This window comes from Carnobacterium sp. ISL-102 (assembly GCF_018612935.1).
In the GTDB taxonomy this organism is placed as follows: domain Bacteria; phylum Bacillota; class Bacilli; order Lactobacillales; family Carnobacteriaceae; genus Carnobacterium_B; species Carnobacterium_B alterfunditum.
In genome coordinates this window covers 1-16,312 of record NZ_JAGGRF010000029.1, presented here as the reverse complement: position 1 = coordinate 16,312, position 16,312 = coordinate 1, and the positions used below count along the sequence as shown (strand labels likewise).

The 16,312-nt window shown below is 36.1% G+C and carries 15 protein-coding genes; all 15 read left to right on the top strand.

The annotated features are described in order from the left end of the window. Positions 1 to 331: 331 nt before the first annotated feature. The 15 genes from J7E16_RS09170 (at position 332) to galU (ending at position 15,993) form a co-directional block, all read left to right on the top strand. Positions 332 to 1,195, top strand: a complete 864-nt coding sequence (locus J7E16_RS09170; protein WP_214891048.1) for a phosphate ABC transporter substrate-binding protein PstS family protein — start codon at positions 332 to 334, stop codon at positions 1,193 to 1,195. A 117-nt stretch (positions 1,196 to 1,312) separates the two neighbouring features. After that, positions 1,313 to 2,233 carry a phosphate ABC transporter permease subunit PstC gene (gene pstC / locus J7E16_RS09165; RefSeq protein ID WP_214891046.1) on the top strand — a complete coding sequence of 307 codons (921 nt, stop codon included), beginning with the start codon at positions 1,313 to 1,315 and terminating at the stop codon, positions 2,231 to 2,233. Next, on the top strand, positions 2,233 to 3,117 hold the full coding sequence (gene pstA / locus J7E16_RS09160) for a phosphate ABC transporter permease PstA (RefSeq protein ID WP_214891044.1): 885 nt from the start codon (positions 2,233 to 2,235) through the stop codon (positions 3,115 to 3,117). Before pstC ends, pstA begins: the two co-directional genes overlap by 1 nt. 90 nt (positions 3,118 to 3,207) lie before the next feature. Then, entirely contained in the window at positions 3,208 to 3,975 is a 768-nt protein-coding gene (pstB, locus tag J7E16_RS09155) for a phosphate ABC transporter ATP-binding protein PstB (RefSeq protein ID WP_251006151.1), read from the top strand. Between the two features lie 12 nt (positions 3,976 to 3,987). Then, a complete protein-coding gene (gene pstB / locus J7E16_RS09150) occupies positions 3,988 to 4,752 on the top strand; it encodes a phosphate ABC transporter ATP-binding protein PstB (RefSeq protein ID WP_214891040.1) in 765 nt (254 codons plus the stop codon). A 40-nt stretch (positions 4,753 to 4,792) separates the two neighbouring features. Continuing rightward, on the top strand, positions 4,793 to 5,473 hold the full coding sequence (gene phoU, locus J7E16_RS09145) for a phosphate signaling complex protein PhoU (protein ID WP_214891038.1): 681 nt from the start codon (positions 4,793 to 4,795) through the stop codon (positions 5,471 to 5,473). 203 nt (positions 5,474 to 5,676) lie between these two features. Next, positions 5,677 to 6,321: an HD domain-containing protein gene (locus tag J7E16_RS09140; protein ID WP_214891037.1), complete on the top strand. Its 645-nt coding sequence runs from the start codon at positions 5,677 to 5,679 to the stop codon at positions 6,319 to 6,321. A gap of 155 nt (positions 6,322 to 6,476) precedes the next feature. Further along, positions 6,477 to 9,320: an excinuclease ABC subunit UvrA gene (gene uvrA / locus J7E16_RS09135; RefSeq protein WP_214891035.1), complete on the top strand. Its 2,844-nt coding sequence runs from the start codon at positions 6,477 to 6,479 to the stop codon at positions 9,318 to 9,320. Between the two features lie 399 nt (positions 9,321 to 9,719). Further along, positions 9,720 to 11,312, top strand: a complete 1,593-nt coding sequence (gene liaX, locus J7E16_RS09130; RefSeq protein ID WP_214891033.1) for a daptomycin-sensing surface protein LiaX — start codon at positions 9,720 to 9,722, stop codon at positions 11,310 to 11,312. Positions 11,313 to 11,341: 29 nt separating this feature from the next. Beyond that, complete coding sequence (locus J7E16_RS09125) at positions 11,342 to 11,647, top strand: PspC domain-containing protein (protein WP_214891031.1); 306 nt, start codon at positions 11,342 to 11,344, stop codon at positions 11,645 to 11,647. Then, on the top strand, positions 11,647 to 11,994 hold the full coding sequence (locus J7E16_RS09120; protein ID WP_034547482.1) for a phage holin family protein: 348 nt from the start codon (positions 11,647 to 11,649) through the stop codon (positions 11,992 to 11,994). Before J7E16_RS09125 ends, J7E16_RS09120 begins: the two co-directional genes overlap by 1 nt. Before the next feature lie 227 nt (positions 11,995 to 12,221). Then, positions 12,222 to 13,154, top strand: a complete 933-nt coding sequence (gene hprK / locus J7E16_RS09115) for an HPr(Ser) kinase/phosphatase (RefSeq protein ID WP_214891029.1) — start codon at positions 12,222 to 12,224, stop codon at positions 13,152 to 13,154. A gap of 19 nt (positions 13,155 to 13,173) precedes the next feature. Further along, positions 13,174 to 14,040, top strand: coding sequence for a prolipoprotein diacylglyceryl transferase (lgt, locus tag J7E16_RS09110; protein WP_214891027.1), 867 nt, complete (start codon positions 13,174 to 13,176; stop codon positions 14,038 to 14,040). A gap of 20 nt (positions 14,041 to 14,060) precedes the next feature. After that, on the top strand, positions 14,061 to 15,065 hold the full coding sequence (locus tag J7E16_RS09105; RefSeq protein WP_214891025.1) for an NAD(P)H-dependent glycerol-3-phosphate dehydrogenase: 1,005 nt from the start codon (positions 14,061 to 14,063) through the stop codon (positions 15,063 to 15,065). Between the two features lie 46 nt (positions 15,066 to 15,111). Then, positions 15,112 to 15,993 (top strand): UTP--glucose-1-phosphate uridylyltransferase GalU, encoded by an 882-nt coding sequence (gene galU, locus J7E16_RS09100; protein ID WP_034547489.1) that lies wholly within the window; start codon positions 15,112 to 15,114, stop codon positions 15,991 to 15,993. Positions 15,994 to 16,312 lie beyond the last annotated feature (319 nt).

Below are 16,312 nucleotides of genomic sequence, written 5' to 3'. Positions count from 1 at the left end.
TTGTATTCAAATAGACTAAAGGGTCTTTACAAATTCTTAATAGCCTTTACGAAGTATGTAAGGTTACTATAAAATTAATCATTATTAAAGTTGGAATTAGATAAAAAAGTTCTCATTTAGTTTTTAGATCGATAACTAAATAAAAAGCGTCAGGTAGAGATAAAATGCTATCTGACAGTGTTTTCTTTGCTCTTTTAACTTAAAAAAGTTAAAAGATTAACAGAGTGTAAACTGCCTTTACACAAAATTTACAATTATGCTATTTAACTTTTTTTATATTACGTTATTATTAAGAAGTATGTAATTTAGGTAAATACCTAGGAGGTATAAAATGAGACTAAAAAACAGTGGGCTGATGGTAATCATTGCATTAGGGTTTGTTCTGACAGCATGTGGACCTGTAGTAGAACAAGAATCCATTACAGTAGTCGGATCAACAGCTTTACAACCCCTTGTGGAAGCTGCCGGTGAACAATACGGTGCTGAAAATGCTGGGAAATTTATTAATGTGCAAGGTGGAGGTACTGGAACGGGTCTAAGCCAAATTGCTGCAGATGCAGTAGATATTGGCAATTCAGATATTTTTGCGGAAGAAAAAGAGGGTATAGATGCCTCTAAATTAGTTGATCATCGCGTAGCTGTGGTAGGTATCACGCCTATTGTTACACCAGGTACTGGCGTAACAGATATCAGCTTAGAAGAATTAAATAAAGTTTTTAGAGGGAAAATCACTAATTGGTCAGAACTTGGCGGTAAAGATCTGAAAATAACGGTCTTGAATCGTGCTTCCGGGAGTGGGACCCGTGCAACATTTGAACGATGGGTATTAGAAGAAGGTCAAAAGAGTATCATTACGCAAGAACAAGAAGCAAACGGGACAGTACGACAAATCGTTGCCAGCACTCCTGGTACGATCAGTTACGTTGGTTTTTCCTATGTAAATGAAGATGTTGTTTCGTTATCAATAGATGGAGTAGAACCAACAGTTGAAAATGTGAAAACAGGTGACTGGGTGATCTGGGCGTATGAACATATGTATACGAATGGAGAGCCTACGGGGTTGACAAAAGATTTTCTTGAATACATTTTATCTGACGAGGTCCAAGCAACACTGATCGAAGCAGTAGGCTATATTCCAGCTAGCCAAATGGAAGTGGAACGAGATGTTGAGGGGAATAGAATACCTGTAGAGTAGCTTTATTAATCCAAGTCAATAGTAACAGAAGAATAGACAGCAAATAGTTGAAGACGACTGTTCGATATGAAAAATCGCCTTCAACTTGTTATATTTGATATAAAAGGAGGGCTTCTTTTGGAAGAGATTCAAGCAAGATTACTTGGAAACTCAAAAAAAGGCAGACTAGAAAAATTAGGAAAAACAATTAGTTTTATTTGTATCGCTATTATCGTACTTGTGGTTGTTTCAATTTTATATTTTGTTACTAGCAAAGGACTCGCTACGTTCTTTACAGATGGTGTTTCTTTTTGGAACTTTTTAACCGGTTCAGTATGGAATCCTGGTAATATCGGTGAAGATGGTCAACCGCTTGTTGGCGCACTTCCAATGATCACAGGATCATTTTTAGTTACCTTACTTTCAGCAGTATTAGCTACACCTTTTGCGATCGGTGCAGCAATTTTTATGACAGAAATTTCACCAACAACTGGGAAAAGAATTTTACAGCCGGTAGTTGAATTATTAGTGGGAATCCCATCCGTTGTTTATGGATTTATCGGGTTGACCGTGGTCGTTCCTTTTTTTCGATCTATTTTTGGGGGTACTGGATTTGGGATTTTATCCGCTACTTTAGTATTATTTGTTATGATTTTGCCAACAGTAACAAGCATGGCGGTAGATGCACTAAATGCTGTGCCACGATATTACCGCGAAGCTTCCCTTGCTATGGGTGCAACAAGATGGCAAACCATTTATAAAGTTGTATTAAGAAGCGCAACACCTGGTTTGTTGACAGCAGTTGTTTTTGGGATGGCACGTGCTTTTGGAGAAGCCTTAGCTGTTCAAATGGTTATCGGAAATGCGGCGTTAATGCCGACCGATTTAGTTACACCAGCTTCAACATTAACCAGTATTTTGACCATGGGTATGGGGAACACCGTTATGGGTACCTTAGAGAATAATGTCCTTTGGTCCTTAGCTTTGATCTTAATGGTCATGGCACTGTTTTTTTATATCTTAACGCGTTGGATCGGTAAGAAAGGGGCTATAAAATAATGGATGCAAAAAAGTGGGATAAATTCGCAGTTGGCGCCTTATACGCCTTATCTATCGTTATTGTTCTTATTTTATTCAGCCTAATAGCTTTTATTTTAGTAAGAGGCGTACCACAAATTTCATGGGAATTTCTAACTCGCCCAACAAGATCATTTCAAGCCGGGGGTGGGATCGGAATTCAATTGTTTAATTCATTTTATCTATTGTTGTTGACGATGCTGATCAGTACACCTTTAGCTTTAGGTGCGGCTATTTATTTATCGGAATATGCACGACAAAATTGGTTGACCGATGTCGTTAGAACAGCGATAGAAGTATTGAGTTCTTTGCCTTCTGTAGTGGTAGGACTTTTTGGATTTTTGATTTTTGTAATTCAATTTGGTTTTGGATTTTCGATCCTTTCTGGAGCGCTTGCATTGACGATCTTTAATCTACCATTATTAACAAGAACCATTGAAGATTCTCTGCAAGCTATACCTAGCATTCAGAGAGAAGCCGGGCTTGCTTTAGGGTTGTCTCGTTGGGAAACAGTCACTCGCATTATTTTACCCGCAGCCTTACCTGGTATTTTAACCGGTATGATCTTAGCAGCTGGACGTGTTTTTGGTGAGGCAGCTGCTTTGATTTATACGGCTGGGCAAAGTGCACCAGCTCTAGATTTTACCAATTGGAATCCGCAATCGATTACCAGCCCATTAAATATTACGAGACCAGCTGAAACCTTAGCGGTCCATATTTGGAAAATCAACAGTGAAGGCGTAATGCCGGATGGAGCACAAGTATCGGCAGGAGCTTCAGCTGTTTTGGTCATTGCAGTATTGCTATTTAATTTAGTTGCCCGTTACTTAGGAAGAAGACTTCAAAAGAAAGCTACTTCTGCTTAATAGATAAATAGCGTGCGATAAGGATTCAGTTAGACAAGGAGGATTTAAGTAATGCCCAATCAAGCTAAATTAGAAACAAATATTTTAAAGATGGCCCCTAGTAAAACGATTGATCTATCTACCGAAGACCTGCACGTATGGTACGGAGAGAATGAAGCAATCAAAGGCGTTTCATTGGAATTTGAAGAAAATAAGATCACTTCTCTTATTGGACCCAGCGGATGCGGGAAATCAACTTACTTGCGCTCTTTGAACCGCATGAATGATGAGATCGAAGCTGCTAAAGTGACCGGGAAAATTATGTATAAAGGTATTGATGTAAATGCTTCAAATATCGATGTATATGAAGTACGTAAAAATATCGGAATGGTATTTCAACGTCCTAATCCATTTAGCAAATCAATTTATGACAATATTGCATTTGCCTTAAGACGACATGGGATCAAAGATAAAAATGCATTAGATGAAGCAGTGGAAACTAGTTTAAAACAAGCTGCTTTATGGGATCAAGTAAAAGACGAACTAAATAAAAGTGCCTTAGCATTATCTGGTGGTCAACAACAACGTCTATGTATCGCAAGAGCCATTGCTCTTAAACCCGATATTTTGCTATTAGATGAACCGGCAAGTGCATTGGACCCTATTTCTACTAGTCAAGTAGAAGAAACGCTGTTGCAATTGAAAGAAAACTATTCTATTGTTATCGTTACTCACAATATGCAGCAAGCTTCAAGAATCAGTGACTATACAGCCTTCTTTTATGTTGGAAATGTTATTGAGTACGATGAAACGAGAAAAGTGTTTACTCGTCCAAAAATTCAAGCAACAGAGGATTACGTATCTGGTCATTTTGGTTAGGAGGAAAAAATAGTGAGCAACGAAAATTTTATTATTGAATCTAAAGACGTACATTTATACTATGGAACAAATGAAGCTCTAAAAGGCGTATCGTTAAATTTTAAGCCGAATGAAATTACCGCATTGATCGGCCCTAGTGGTTGTGGAAAATCAACTTTTCTAAGAACATTGAATCGAATGAATGATTTAATACCAAATATCACCATTACTGGTAATGTGATGTTTGAAAACAAAGATATCTACAGTCCTAAAATGGATACTGTTGAACTAAGAAAAAAAGTAGGGATGGTATTTCAACAGCCTAATCCATTCCCTTTCTCAATATATGAAAATGTTGCTTATGGTTTGAAAATTGCAGGAATGAAAGATAAAGCTAAAATGGATGCCATTGTTGAAGAAAGTCTTAAAAAAGCAGCTGTTTGGGAAGATGTTAAAGATAAATTGCATAAAAGTGCTCTTTCCCTATCCGGAGGACAGCAACAACGAGTTTGTATTGCACGAGTATTAGCCATTGAGCCATCGGTTATTTTGCTGGATGAGCCAACAAGTGCTTTAGACCCAGGTTCAAGTGCAAAAATTGAAAACATGTTATTAGAATTAAAAAAAGAGTACACATTGATAATCGTCACCCACAATATGCAACAAGCTTCAAGAATTTCAGATAATACAGCCTTTTTCTTAGATGGACGTTTAATCGAGTATGGGGAAACAAGACAAATTTTTACAAGGCCAAAAGAAAAAGAGACTGAAGACTATATTTCTGGACGTTTTGGATAATTTATTGCATAATTAAGAAAAAGTATTGGAGTGATGGAAAGTGAGACGCGTATTCGAAGAAGAACTAAATAGTTTGCATGTCCATTTTTTTGAAATGGGTAAAATGGTCAATGAAGCTATCTATAAATCAGTAAAAGCATTTGTAAACCATGATAAAGAGCTTGCCCAACAAGTGATTGATGCAGATTTGGAGATCAATAGACATGAAGTCGAGTTAGAAAAACAATGTTTTGAAATGATTGCTTTACAACAACCAGTCACAACAGACTTAAGAAAAATTGTAACAGTTATGAAAGCTAGTGCTGATTTAGAAAGAATGGGCGACCATGCAGTTAGTATTGCAAAATCAACTATTCGCGTAAAGGGCAGCAAACGTATTTATGAAGTCGAAGCAGAAATTGCTGAAATGTCTGAAAAAGTTAAAGTGATGGTTCAAGGCGTTTTAGATGCGTATATAAATTTTGATACGAAAAAAGCTAAAGCAGTAGCTTTAAGTGACCGAGCAGTAGATAAAGATGCAAAAAGAATTAATCATGACTGCATTGAACACATGAAAGCTGATCCGGAAATTGTACTTGGAGGATCCGATTATATGCTTGTAACCGGATATCTAGAACGAATTGGTGATTATGTTACTAATATCTCTGAATGGATCGTGTATTTGAATTCTGGCAAAGTAGTCGAATTAAATACCCATAATAAAAGTACTCCTATAAAATAAATTAAGCAAAACGACTAGAATAACTATTCTAGTCGTTTTTTTAGGTTCTATATCAATTAGTGTAGATATTTTTAAAATGAAATTTCTTCTAGACCAAGTTCACATGAATATTCAATTAGGTGCGTGAGATAAGGATTCTTTTGCTTTATTTGACATACTATGTTAGGATTATGAAAATTTATCAAAGGGAAGGATGAAGTGAAATGGGAATGCATCAATATATTAAAAGTTTAAGTGATTTAGAAAATATTTTTCGCTGTCCCGGAAAATTTAAATACGAAGAACATTCTGTCGCAGCACACTCATTTAAAGTTTCTCAAATTGCTCAATTTTTAGGGACGGTAGAGGAACAAGCGGGATTTGAAGTCGATTGGCGTGCGTTATATGAAAAAGCGCTGAATCATGATTATACAGAGCTGTTTATAGGGGATATAAAAACACCGGTCAAATATGCTACACTTGAACTAAGAGGATTATTAGCGGATGTAGAAGATTCAATGACTGAAAACTTTATAACAAAAGAAATCCCGAAAGAATTTCAAGCCGCTTATTTTGAACGATTGAAAGAAGGAAAAGATGATACTTTAGAAGGTCAAATCTTATCTGTTTCAGACAAAATCGATTTGCTGTATGAATCGTTTGGAGAAATCCAAAAAGGTAATCCTGAACGGGTGTTTACAGAAATATATGAAGAATCCTTAACAACCATTCTAAAGTTTAAGCATTTGACGTGTGCAGACTATTTTTTGAAAGAAGTGTTGCCTGATTTATTAAGCAGCAGCTTTATCAATCAAGATCAGTTGCAAAAAATAACGCAAAGAATCATTTCAGATTCAATAACAAACTAACAGTGAACAAACGTTCGCCAAAACGAATGAGTTGTGATAAACTAATAAGATAAGAATAGGGTGCAAGTTGCTATCCTATTTTTTGTGTTCTCATTAAATTAAATGTATAAACAAATTAGAAATGAAAAAAAATAAACAAAAAAGGAAGTAAGTATATGGCACATGATAAAATTACGGTCAAGGGTGCTCGTTCACATAACCTGAAAAATATTGATGTAACTATACCTAGAGATAAATTAGTTGTAGTGACAGGATTATCAGGGTCTGGTAAAAGTTCTTTAGCTTTTGATACTCTATATGCGGAAGGACAAAGACGTTATGTTGAAAGTCTTTCAGCTTACGCCCGTCAATTTCTTGGTCAAATGGATAAACCAGACGTAGATAGCATAGAAGGACTAAGTCCAGCTATCGCTATCGATCAAAAATCAACTAGCAAAAATCCACGTTCAACCGTTGGAACGGTTACCGAAATCAATGATTATTTAAGATTGCTCTATGCTCGTATAGGCCATCCTATTTGTCCGAACGATGGCACTGAAATTTCTAGTCAGTCTGTTGAACAAATGGTGGATCGTATACTGGAGTATCCTGAGCAAACTAAGATTCAACTATTAGCGCCAATTGTCACTGGTAAAAAAGGACAGCACAAGAAAATTTTTGATAAAATTAAATCTGAAGGCTACGTACGTGTACGTGTAGATAAAGAAATGTACGATATTTCCGATGATATCGAGTTGGAAAAAAATAAAAAACACGATATTGAAATTGTTATCGATCGAATCGTAGTAAAAGAGGGTATTCGCTCACGTTTATTTGATTCTTTTGAAGCAGCTTTACGCTTAGCAGAAGGGTATGCAATTGCCGATATTATAGGGCAAGAGGAAGTTCTATTTAGTGAACACTATGCATGTCCTCACTGCGGATTTAGTGTAGGCGAATTAGAACCTCGATTATTTTCATTTAATTCACCCTTTGGTTCTTGTCCTGATTGTGATGGTTTAGGTGTTAAATTAGAAGTGGATATCGATTTGATTGTTCCGGATAGAAGTTTATCGTTAAAAGATGGAGCTATTTTGCCCTGGAATCCAATCAGTTCGAACTACTATCCACAGATGTTAAAACAAGCGTGCAAACATTTTAAAATTGATCAAACGATTCCGTTTGAAGAGTTGCCGCAAAAAGATCAAGAATTAGTTTTGTACGGTTCAAAAGGAGCATTATTCCATTTTCATCATAAAAATGATTTTGGCGGTATGCGTGATGTAGATATTCCTTTTGAAGGCATACTGACGAACATTGAAAGACGTTACCGTGAAACGAGTAGTGATTATACAAGAGATCAAATGCGATTGTATATGAATGAGTTAACTTGTCAAACGTGCGGTGGAAAAAGATTAAGTCCAGAAGCGTTATCAGTAAAAGTAGCTGGAAAAGATATTGGAGAAGTCTGCGAATATCCTATTGAGAATTCCATTCAATTTTTTGCTGACCTGTCTCTGTCTGAGCAAGAAAAGATGATAGCAAAACCTATCTTGAAAGAAGTAAATGATCGTTTGTCTTTCTTGAAAAATGTTGGATTAGATTACCTAACACTCAGTCGAACGGCTGGAACGCTATCAGGGGGAGAAGCTCAACGTATTCGTTTAGCAACCCAAATTGGATCTAATTTATCAGGTGTCTTATATATATTAGATGAACCTTCAATTGGACTCCATCAAAGAGATAACAATCGACTCATTGAATCGTTAAAAAAAATGCGTGATTTAGGAAATACGCTGATTGTAGTTGAACACGATGAAGACACAATGATGGCAGCGGATTATTTGATCGACATAGGTCCAGGTGCTGGTGAAAAAGGTGGCGAAATCATGGCTATCGGAACACCTGAAGAAGTCGCTCATAGTAAGAATTCCCTAACGGGTGCTTATTTATCTGGGAAAAAATTTATACCTGTTCCAAAAGAGCGAAGAGCAGAGGACAGAGGTGCCATTCGCGTTATTGGGGCAGCTGAAAACAACTTAAAAAATGTGGATGTCGATTTTCCACTAGGTCGTTTTATAGCCGTTACGGGCGTTTCGGGATCGGGTAAAAGCTCTTTAGTCAATGCTGTTTTGAAAAAAACATTGTCTCGTGATTTAAATCGTTCAAAACAAAAAACTGGAAAATATAAATCGATTGAAGGGCATAAAGGATTAGAAAAAGTCATTGATATTGATCAAAGTCCGATTGGGCGTACGCCTCGAAGTAACCCAGCAACATACACAAGTGTATTTGACGATATCCGCGATTTATTCGCTCAAACGAATGAAGCTAAAATAAGAGGGTATAAAAAAGGACGTTTTAGTTTTAATGTAAAAGGCGGACGTTGTGAAGCTTGCAGAGGAGATGGGATTTTAAAGATTGAAATGCATTTCCTTCCTGATGTGTATGTACCATGTGAAATATGCCATGGTACACGCTACAACTCAGAAACTTTGGAAGTTAGATACAAAGGTAAAAATGTCTCTGACGTGCTGAATATGACAGTAGAGGAAGCTGTTGTCTTTTTTGAGAATGTTCCTAAGATCCGTAAAAAGCTTCAGACTATTATTGATGTAGGATTAGGCTATGTGACACTTGGTCAACCTGCCACGACGTTATCAGGTGGGGAAGCACAACGAATGAAGTTAGCTAGTGAATTACGCAAAAGTTCAAATGGCGATAATTTCTATATCTTGGATGAACCTACGACAGGTTTGCACACAGATGACATCGCACGTTTACTAGTGGTGTTAAACCGATTAGTAGAAGCTGGTAATACTGTTTTAGTCATTGAACATAATTTAGATGTAATTAAAACGGCTGACTACGTGATCGATTTAGGACCAGAGGGTGGTGCTGGAGGTGGTACTATCGTCGCTACAGGCACACCGGAAGAAGTAGCAAAGGTGAAAAAAAGCTATACTGGTAAGTACCTAGATGAAATCTTAAAAAGAGATAAAAAAAGAGAAAAAATGTAACCTTATGCTTTAAAATTAAAAAATCTCAAAAAAGATAAACCAAGCTGTTTCATTACAGTTTGGTTTATCTTTTTTTTTAAGAGCTATAATTTTTGTGCTGCATAAACAAACCAGCCCATTTAGGAAAAAAATTATTTCGTAGTGCTAACACTATTTGCTGAACGATTCTAATGTAAAGTGTTTCTTTTTTAAAATGTTTTGTTTCATGTTAAACTAAATGTGAAAAGTTGGCCTCCCATTGAGACTATATAACGACCAGAAAATCGTACTTAAGTCCTATGACAAACTTCTTTAGATGACGCATAATGACGATAAGAACAAAGTACAGTATAAAAAACAGCAGCTAACCATTATCTATCACTACTAAATAAATTAGAAGAATTTAAGGAGGAATTGACCATGAAACAAAGAGAAAGAATACTTGAACTAGTTAAGCAAGGAATCATCTCTACTGAAGAAGCTTTAATTTTATTAGAGAATGCAGCAAAAAAAGAAGGCAAAGAAGCGATCAAGAAAGAACAAGCGTATTCTCAAACTGAAGAACAAAAAACTACTTCAACTGTTTCATCTGAAAATCCAGAAGAAACTCAATTTGAAGAGTCAAATAATATTCCTGAATTCCCAAAATCAGAAGAAGATGTTCAAAATGGAGATTTTTCGAAAGAAGAACAAAAAGATCGCGAGCAGCTTGAAAAGATTTTAGAGAGGTTATCCAATGAAGCATCCTCTTACTCTGTTAAATTAGATGAAAAAAACTTGGAAATTGCTACGATCAAAAGCAAACTTAGATTGATCCAAGAAAAGTTAATGGTGCTTGAAACAAAAGAAGATCTAGAAGAGTTAAATGCTGAAAAGTTACCAGAAATGAAACAAATGAAAAACGAAGTCAATGAATTAAAAGCGCAACTAGAAGATCTAGAAGAAGATAAAGCGGAATTAGAAAATCAGTTGAAAACGGTGAAGAGAAAACAATGGGGAACACAAAAAAAACAAATTTCAGAAAAATTCGAAATACCTGAAGATTGGAAAGAAACAATGGACGAAACATTGAACCAGGTAACGGGTAGAGTAGTAGACACTGGAAATCAATTTGGTAAGTTCATGAAAAATACCTTCTCAACCGTAATGGAAAGTATGGATTGGAAAGATGTAAATGTTCGTATTCCTGGTCTAGCTTCAACTAAGTTCACTCACGAATTTAATTATCCTGAAAGTTCTGCATCCATTCTAGATGTAAAGGTTGCAAACGGAAATGTATTATTTAAAAGTTGGGACAGTCAAGATATCAAAGTAGAAGCAGAGATTAAAATCTACGGCAAGTTAGATACAGCAACTCCTTTAGAAGCTTTTGAAAAACGAAGCACTGTTGAAGTAACGGACGAAAAAATGTTATTCCATGTTCCGAATAAGCGGATACGTTGTGACGTAACCTTCTACCTTCCTGAAAGAATCTACGATCATACAGCAATCAATTTATTGAATGGAAATGTGAAATTTGAAGATTTTGAAGGAAAAGATTTTTATGTTAAATGTACGAATGGAAATGTATTTTTCCAAAATCTTACAGCTACAATGTTGGAAACAGATGGCGTCAATGGAACTGTTACAGTAGTTGATAGCACGGTGAGAGATTTAATGGTAAAAAGCGTAAACGGTGGAATCGTTGTACAAGGTGAAATCAAGAGCGGAAATCTGTCAACAGTTAATGGAACTGTAAAAGTTACGTTAGAAGGCGAGGACTTGACCCGTATGACAGCTTCTTCGGTCAATGGAAGTGTTAAAGTAGCTTTCCCTAAAAATTATAGTATCGAAGGCGAAGCAAAAAGTAATTTAGGAACCATTCAAACCCGTGTTGAAAATCTTGAGATTCTGAAAGAAAGAAAAGACCGTATAAGCCAACTGCTAGAGTTTAGAAGAATAACAGATACGCAACTATTAATGTTAAAATTAGAAACAACAACAGGAAATATCTTGTTGAAAGAAGCAGAATAAAATCCAAAAAATAAGTGAGGCGAATAGATATGAAAAAATTAACAAAATCAAGAGATAATAAAATGGTGAGTGGGGTACTAGCTGGAATTGCTGAATATTTTGGTTTCGACCCAACATTACTCCGCATTATTTATGGTGCAGCAACTTTGATTGGAGCGGGCTCACCGTTTATTCTTTATATCGTTCTGGCTATAGTGATGCCTGAAGCACCTAGGTCTAACGATCCGAAAGATTCTACTGCTCACGGATTTAATCAAGGAAATAAGCAACCAGAAAAACCAGCATCACGCAAAGAAGCTGATAAAGTTGAAGAGGAAGACTGGAGTGACTTTTAGTGAGATTTCTGCAAAAAATTATCGTTAATGCAGTGCTCTTCTTAGCCTTAGCCGGTTTTTTGCAAAATATGTTCTATGTGGAAAACATTTGGGTGTCGTTAGGGGCTAGTATTGTATTGGCACTACTGAATATGGCTGTGAAACCGGTGTTGTTCATCTTGTCATTGCCCATTACGATATTAACTCTGGGATTGTTTACTATTGTTATAAATGCAGGAATGTTGAGTTTAACATCTGCCATCGTAGGGAGCGGTTTTGAATTTTCATCGTTTGGAGCAACTATGCTGATTGCTATGATAGTGTCATTAGTCAACATGTTGATAAATAACCAATTAAGACAACCTTAATAAGCAAAAAAGGATCGGGACAATTTTGTCTTGATTCTTTTTTATTACCTAAAATAAAAACAAATATTCTTAACGCATTTTATTTTTTTGAATAGGTTTTCTTTTGATTTCCTTTAAACGGAATCATTAAAATGGTAAAATAGAAATCATGTAGTAGTTTAAAGCGAAAAAAATCAAATAATAAAAAGTGAAATAAAAAAAGAATTTAAAACAAAGGAGAAAAAATTATGGCCAAAAGTGTAACTGTAAAACAATTAGTAGACTCTCTGGATTTAAAAATACATAACGGAGAGGAATTTCTTGATCGTAAAATTGTAACAGATGATATTTCACGTCCAGGTCTAGAACTCACTGGATATTTTAATTATTATCCACAAAAGCGGATCCAGTTATTTGGCAAAACGGAAATATCCTTTTCTGAACAGATGACCAGTGATGAACGGTTGATCATCATGCAAAGATTGTGTCAGCCGGATACTCCTGCTTTTCTCGTTGCAAGAGGTTTAACACCTCCAAAAGAATTGATCCAAGCAACCACTGAAAAAGGCATTCCTTTACTGGGTTCTAATCAATCCACTACGCGGTTATCGAGCAATCTGACGAATTTTCTAGAAGCACAGTTGGCTGAGCGAATATCTATGCATGGTGTATTGGTAGACATATATGGAATGGGCGTTATGATCACAGGAGACAGCGGTGTGGGTAAAAGTGAAACAGCCTTAGAGTTGATTCAAAGAGGACACCGCTTAGTAGCAGATGATCGTGTTGAAATGTACATGATGGATGGCAGAAAAATTGTGGGAGAACCACCTGAAATTTTGAGTCATTTACTTGAGATTCGCGGAATCGGTATTATAGATGTTGTGAATTTGTTTGGTGTTGGTTCAATTCGATTAAGTAAAATAGTTAATTTAGTCGTCAACTTAGAATTATGGGACAAAGAAAAAACATATGATAGACTCGGCAGTGGAGAAGAAAAGAAACGCATTTTAGATGTAGATGTTCCAAAAATTTCAATCCCGGTTAAAACGGGACGAAACTTAGCCGTTATTATTGAGAGTGCAGCTATGAATACCAGAGCAAAAAATATGGGGTATAATGCTACCGAAACCTTTGAACGAAATTTAGAAAAGTTAATCAAAAAAAATTCGCTTGAATAGTAAGGATGGAGATTAGAAGATGAACAGTTTTTTAGGGATCATTGATCCAATTGCCTTTTCATTTGGACCCTTGGAGATATATTGGTATGGAGTCATTATTGCTTTAAGTATATTTTCGGCTATTTTTTTAAGTATACGAGAAGCAGAAAAAAGAGGAATCGCAGGAGATCATGTCGTGGATATGGCTCTTTGGGCCCTACCAATAGCTTTTATTGGAGCACGATTGTATTATGTGTTGTTTGAATTAGGCTATTATCTTGAAAATCCCGACCAGATCGTGGCGATTTGGAATGGCGGTATAGCGATCTATGGCGGCTTGATTGCTGGAGGATTAACGGTATATTGGTACACAAAAAAGAAAAGCATTCCAATATGGTTAATGCTAGATATTTTGGCGCCTAATGTTTTGCTTGCTCAAGCTATTGGCCGCTGGGGAAATTTTATGAACCAAGAAGCACATGGCGGAGAAGTAACTAAATCATTTTTAGAGAAGTTGTTTTTACCTGAGTTTATTATCAATCAAATGGAAATTAACGGCGTTTACTACCACCCTACGTTTCTTTACGAATCATTATGGAGCCTAACCGGCTTTATTGTAATTAGTGTGTTGCGCAATAAAAATCATTTACTGCGACAAGGTGAAGTTGTATTGAGTTACGTACTTTGGTATTCATTTGGACGTTTCTTTATTGAAGGTCTTAGAACAGACAGCTTATGGATTTTTGATTTGATTCGTGTGTCGCAAGCTTTATCAGTAGTCTTATTTGCAGCAGCGATTTATCTATGGATTCATAGAAGAGGAGATTATCCACCTGTTCCATATTACACAGATGGAATGAATCAACAAAAAAAGAACAAGTTTTCAAAAAAAAAAGCAAGCAATTAAGCTAAAGGAGCCTAAATAAGATGTCAAAGAAGGTAGCTGTTTTAGGAGCAGGTTCTTGGGGAACGGCTTTAGCAATGGTGTTAGAAGGAAATGGCAATGATGTTCGTTTATGGAGCCATAATGTAAAACAAATAGCTGAAATCAATCTTAAACATACGAACAAACTTTATTTGCCTTCTGTCGTTTTAGCAGAGAATATTAGAGCAACTTCTCATCTTGAAGAAGCAATTAAGGACGCAGAAGTCATTGTTTTTGTGATCCCAACAAAAGCGATTCGTGAGGTGGCGAAAATGATTGCCCCCCTTTTAACTAAGCCAGTCGTTATTGTTCATGCGAGTAAAGGTTTGGAGCAAGAGAGTCATAAACGCATTTCAGAAATTTTAGAAGAAGAAATCCCAGAAAGCAAACGACAAGCAGTTGTAGTTTTATCCGGTCCCAGTCACGCTGAAGAAGTAGCAGTCAAGGATTTAACAACGATTACAGCAGCTTCAACAAATGAAGAGGCTGCTAAGGTAGTACAGGACTTATTTATGAATGATTACTTTAGGGTATATACGAATAACGATATTATTGGGGTTGAACTAGGTGCTGCTTTGAAAAACATCATTGCAGTAGGAGCTGGAGCATTGCAAGGATTAGGCTATGGCGATAATGCAAAAGCGGCTTTGATGACTAGAGGATTGGCTGAAATAAGCCGTTTAGGGGTCGCTTTTGGAGCAGATCCTATGACTTTCATAGGATTAAGCGGCGTAGGAGACTTGATCGTTACTTGTACAAGTGTCCATTCTAGAAACTGGAGAGCTGGACACATGTTAGGCAAAGGCAACAGCTTGAAAGAAGTTCTTGAAAGTATGGGGATGGTTGTAGAAGGAATTGCAACGACAAAAGCAGCCTATGAGTTAGCCAAGCAAAAAGAAATTGAAATGCCAATTACTGCAGCAATTTACGAAGTATTGTATAATGGAGCTAACGTGGAAGACATCATCGTTTCTTTAATGAAACGGGATGGTAAATCGGAAGCATAAAAAGTAAAATAATAAAATAATCTAATCAATTGGAGGTATACAACATATGCAAAAAGTACGTAAAGCGGTTATCCCGGCAGCAGGATTAGGAACAAGATTTTTACCAGCAACAAAAGCAATGGCTAAAGAAATGTTGCCGATCGTAGATAAACCAACGATTCAATTTATCGTCGAAGAAGCAATCAATTCAGGAATTGAAGATATTTTGATTGTAACGGGAAAAAGTAAACGACCTATTGAAGATCACTTTGACTCTAATCCAGAACTAGAAGCTAATTTAAAATCTAAAGGTAAAATGGAACTGTTAGAATTAGTTGAAGAAACAACAGGTTTGAATTTATTTTTTGTCCGCCAATCGTATCCAAAAGGTTTGGGCGATGCTGTCTTGCAAGCTAAAGCATTTGTTGGAAATGAACCATTCGTCGTTATGCTTGGAGACGACTTAATGGAAGACGAGGTCCCATTAACGAAACAATTGATCAATGGTTATGACAAAACGCATGCATCCAATATTGCAGTGATGAAAGTACCGCATGAAGAAACATCTAAATATGGAATCATCGATGTTGAAGGGCAAGTAGATGAAACAACGTATAATGTGCGTCGTTTTGTTGAAAAACCAAAACCGGAAGATGCACCAAGTGATTTAGCGATTATTGGTCGTTATTTATTAACTCCTGAAATTTTTGATATTTTAGAAACACAAGAACCAGGAGCTGGAAATGAAATCCAATTAACAGATGCAATCGATACGTTAAATAAAACTCAACGTGTATTTGCTCATGAGTTCAAAGGGATTCGTTACGATGTTGGAGATAAATTTGGTTTTTTAAAAACAAGTATTCAATATGGTCTAAAACATCCAGAAATTAAAGATTCGTTAAATGAATACATTATTGAATTAGGTAAAAAATTAGAAAAAGAATAAAATTAAATAGAACAGCAAAAAAGATGAATGCAACATAGTTCATCTTTTTTTGTCCAATGAGATGAGTATGTGTAAAATAGTTCTCGAGATGATTTTATTTTTTACTAGCAAAAAGAAAGAAGGCGTTCTATCATAAATGTATGCTGAGCGGCAAATACATAGATGAAAGAGGCCTTCTTATGGATAGAATTATAACAAAATTATATGAAATAATAAAGGAATCGAGCGATTTAATCGCTACAGAGGAGTCTATACAACTCTATATGTATGAAGTATTCACTGAATTAGTAGGAGATATCTTCACACATATGAATCAAGT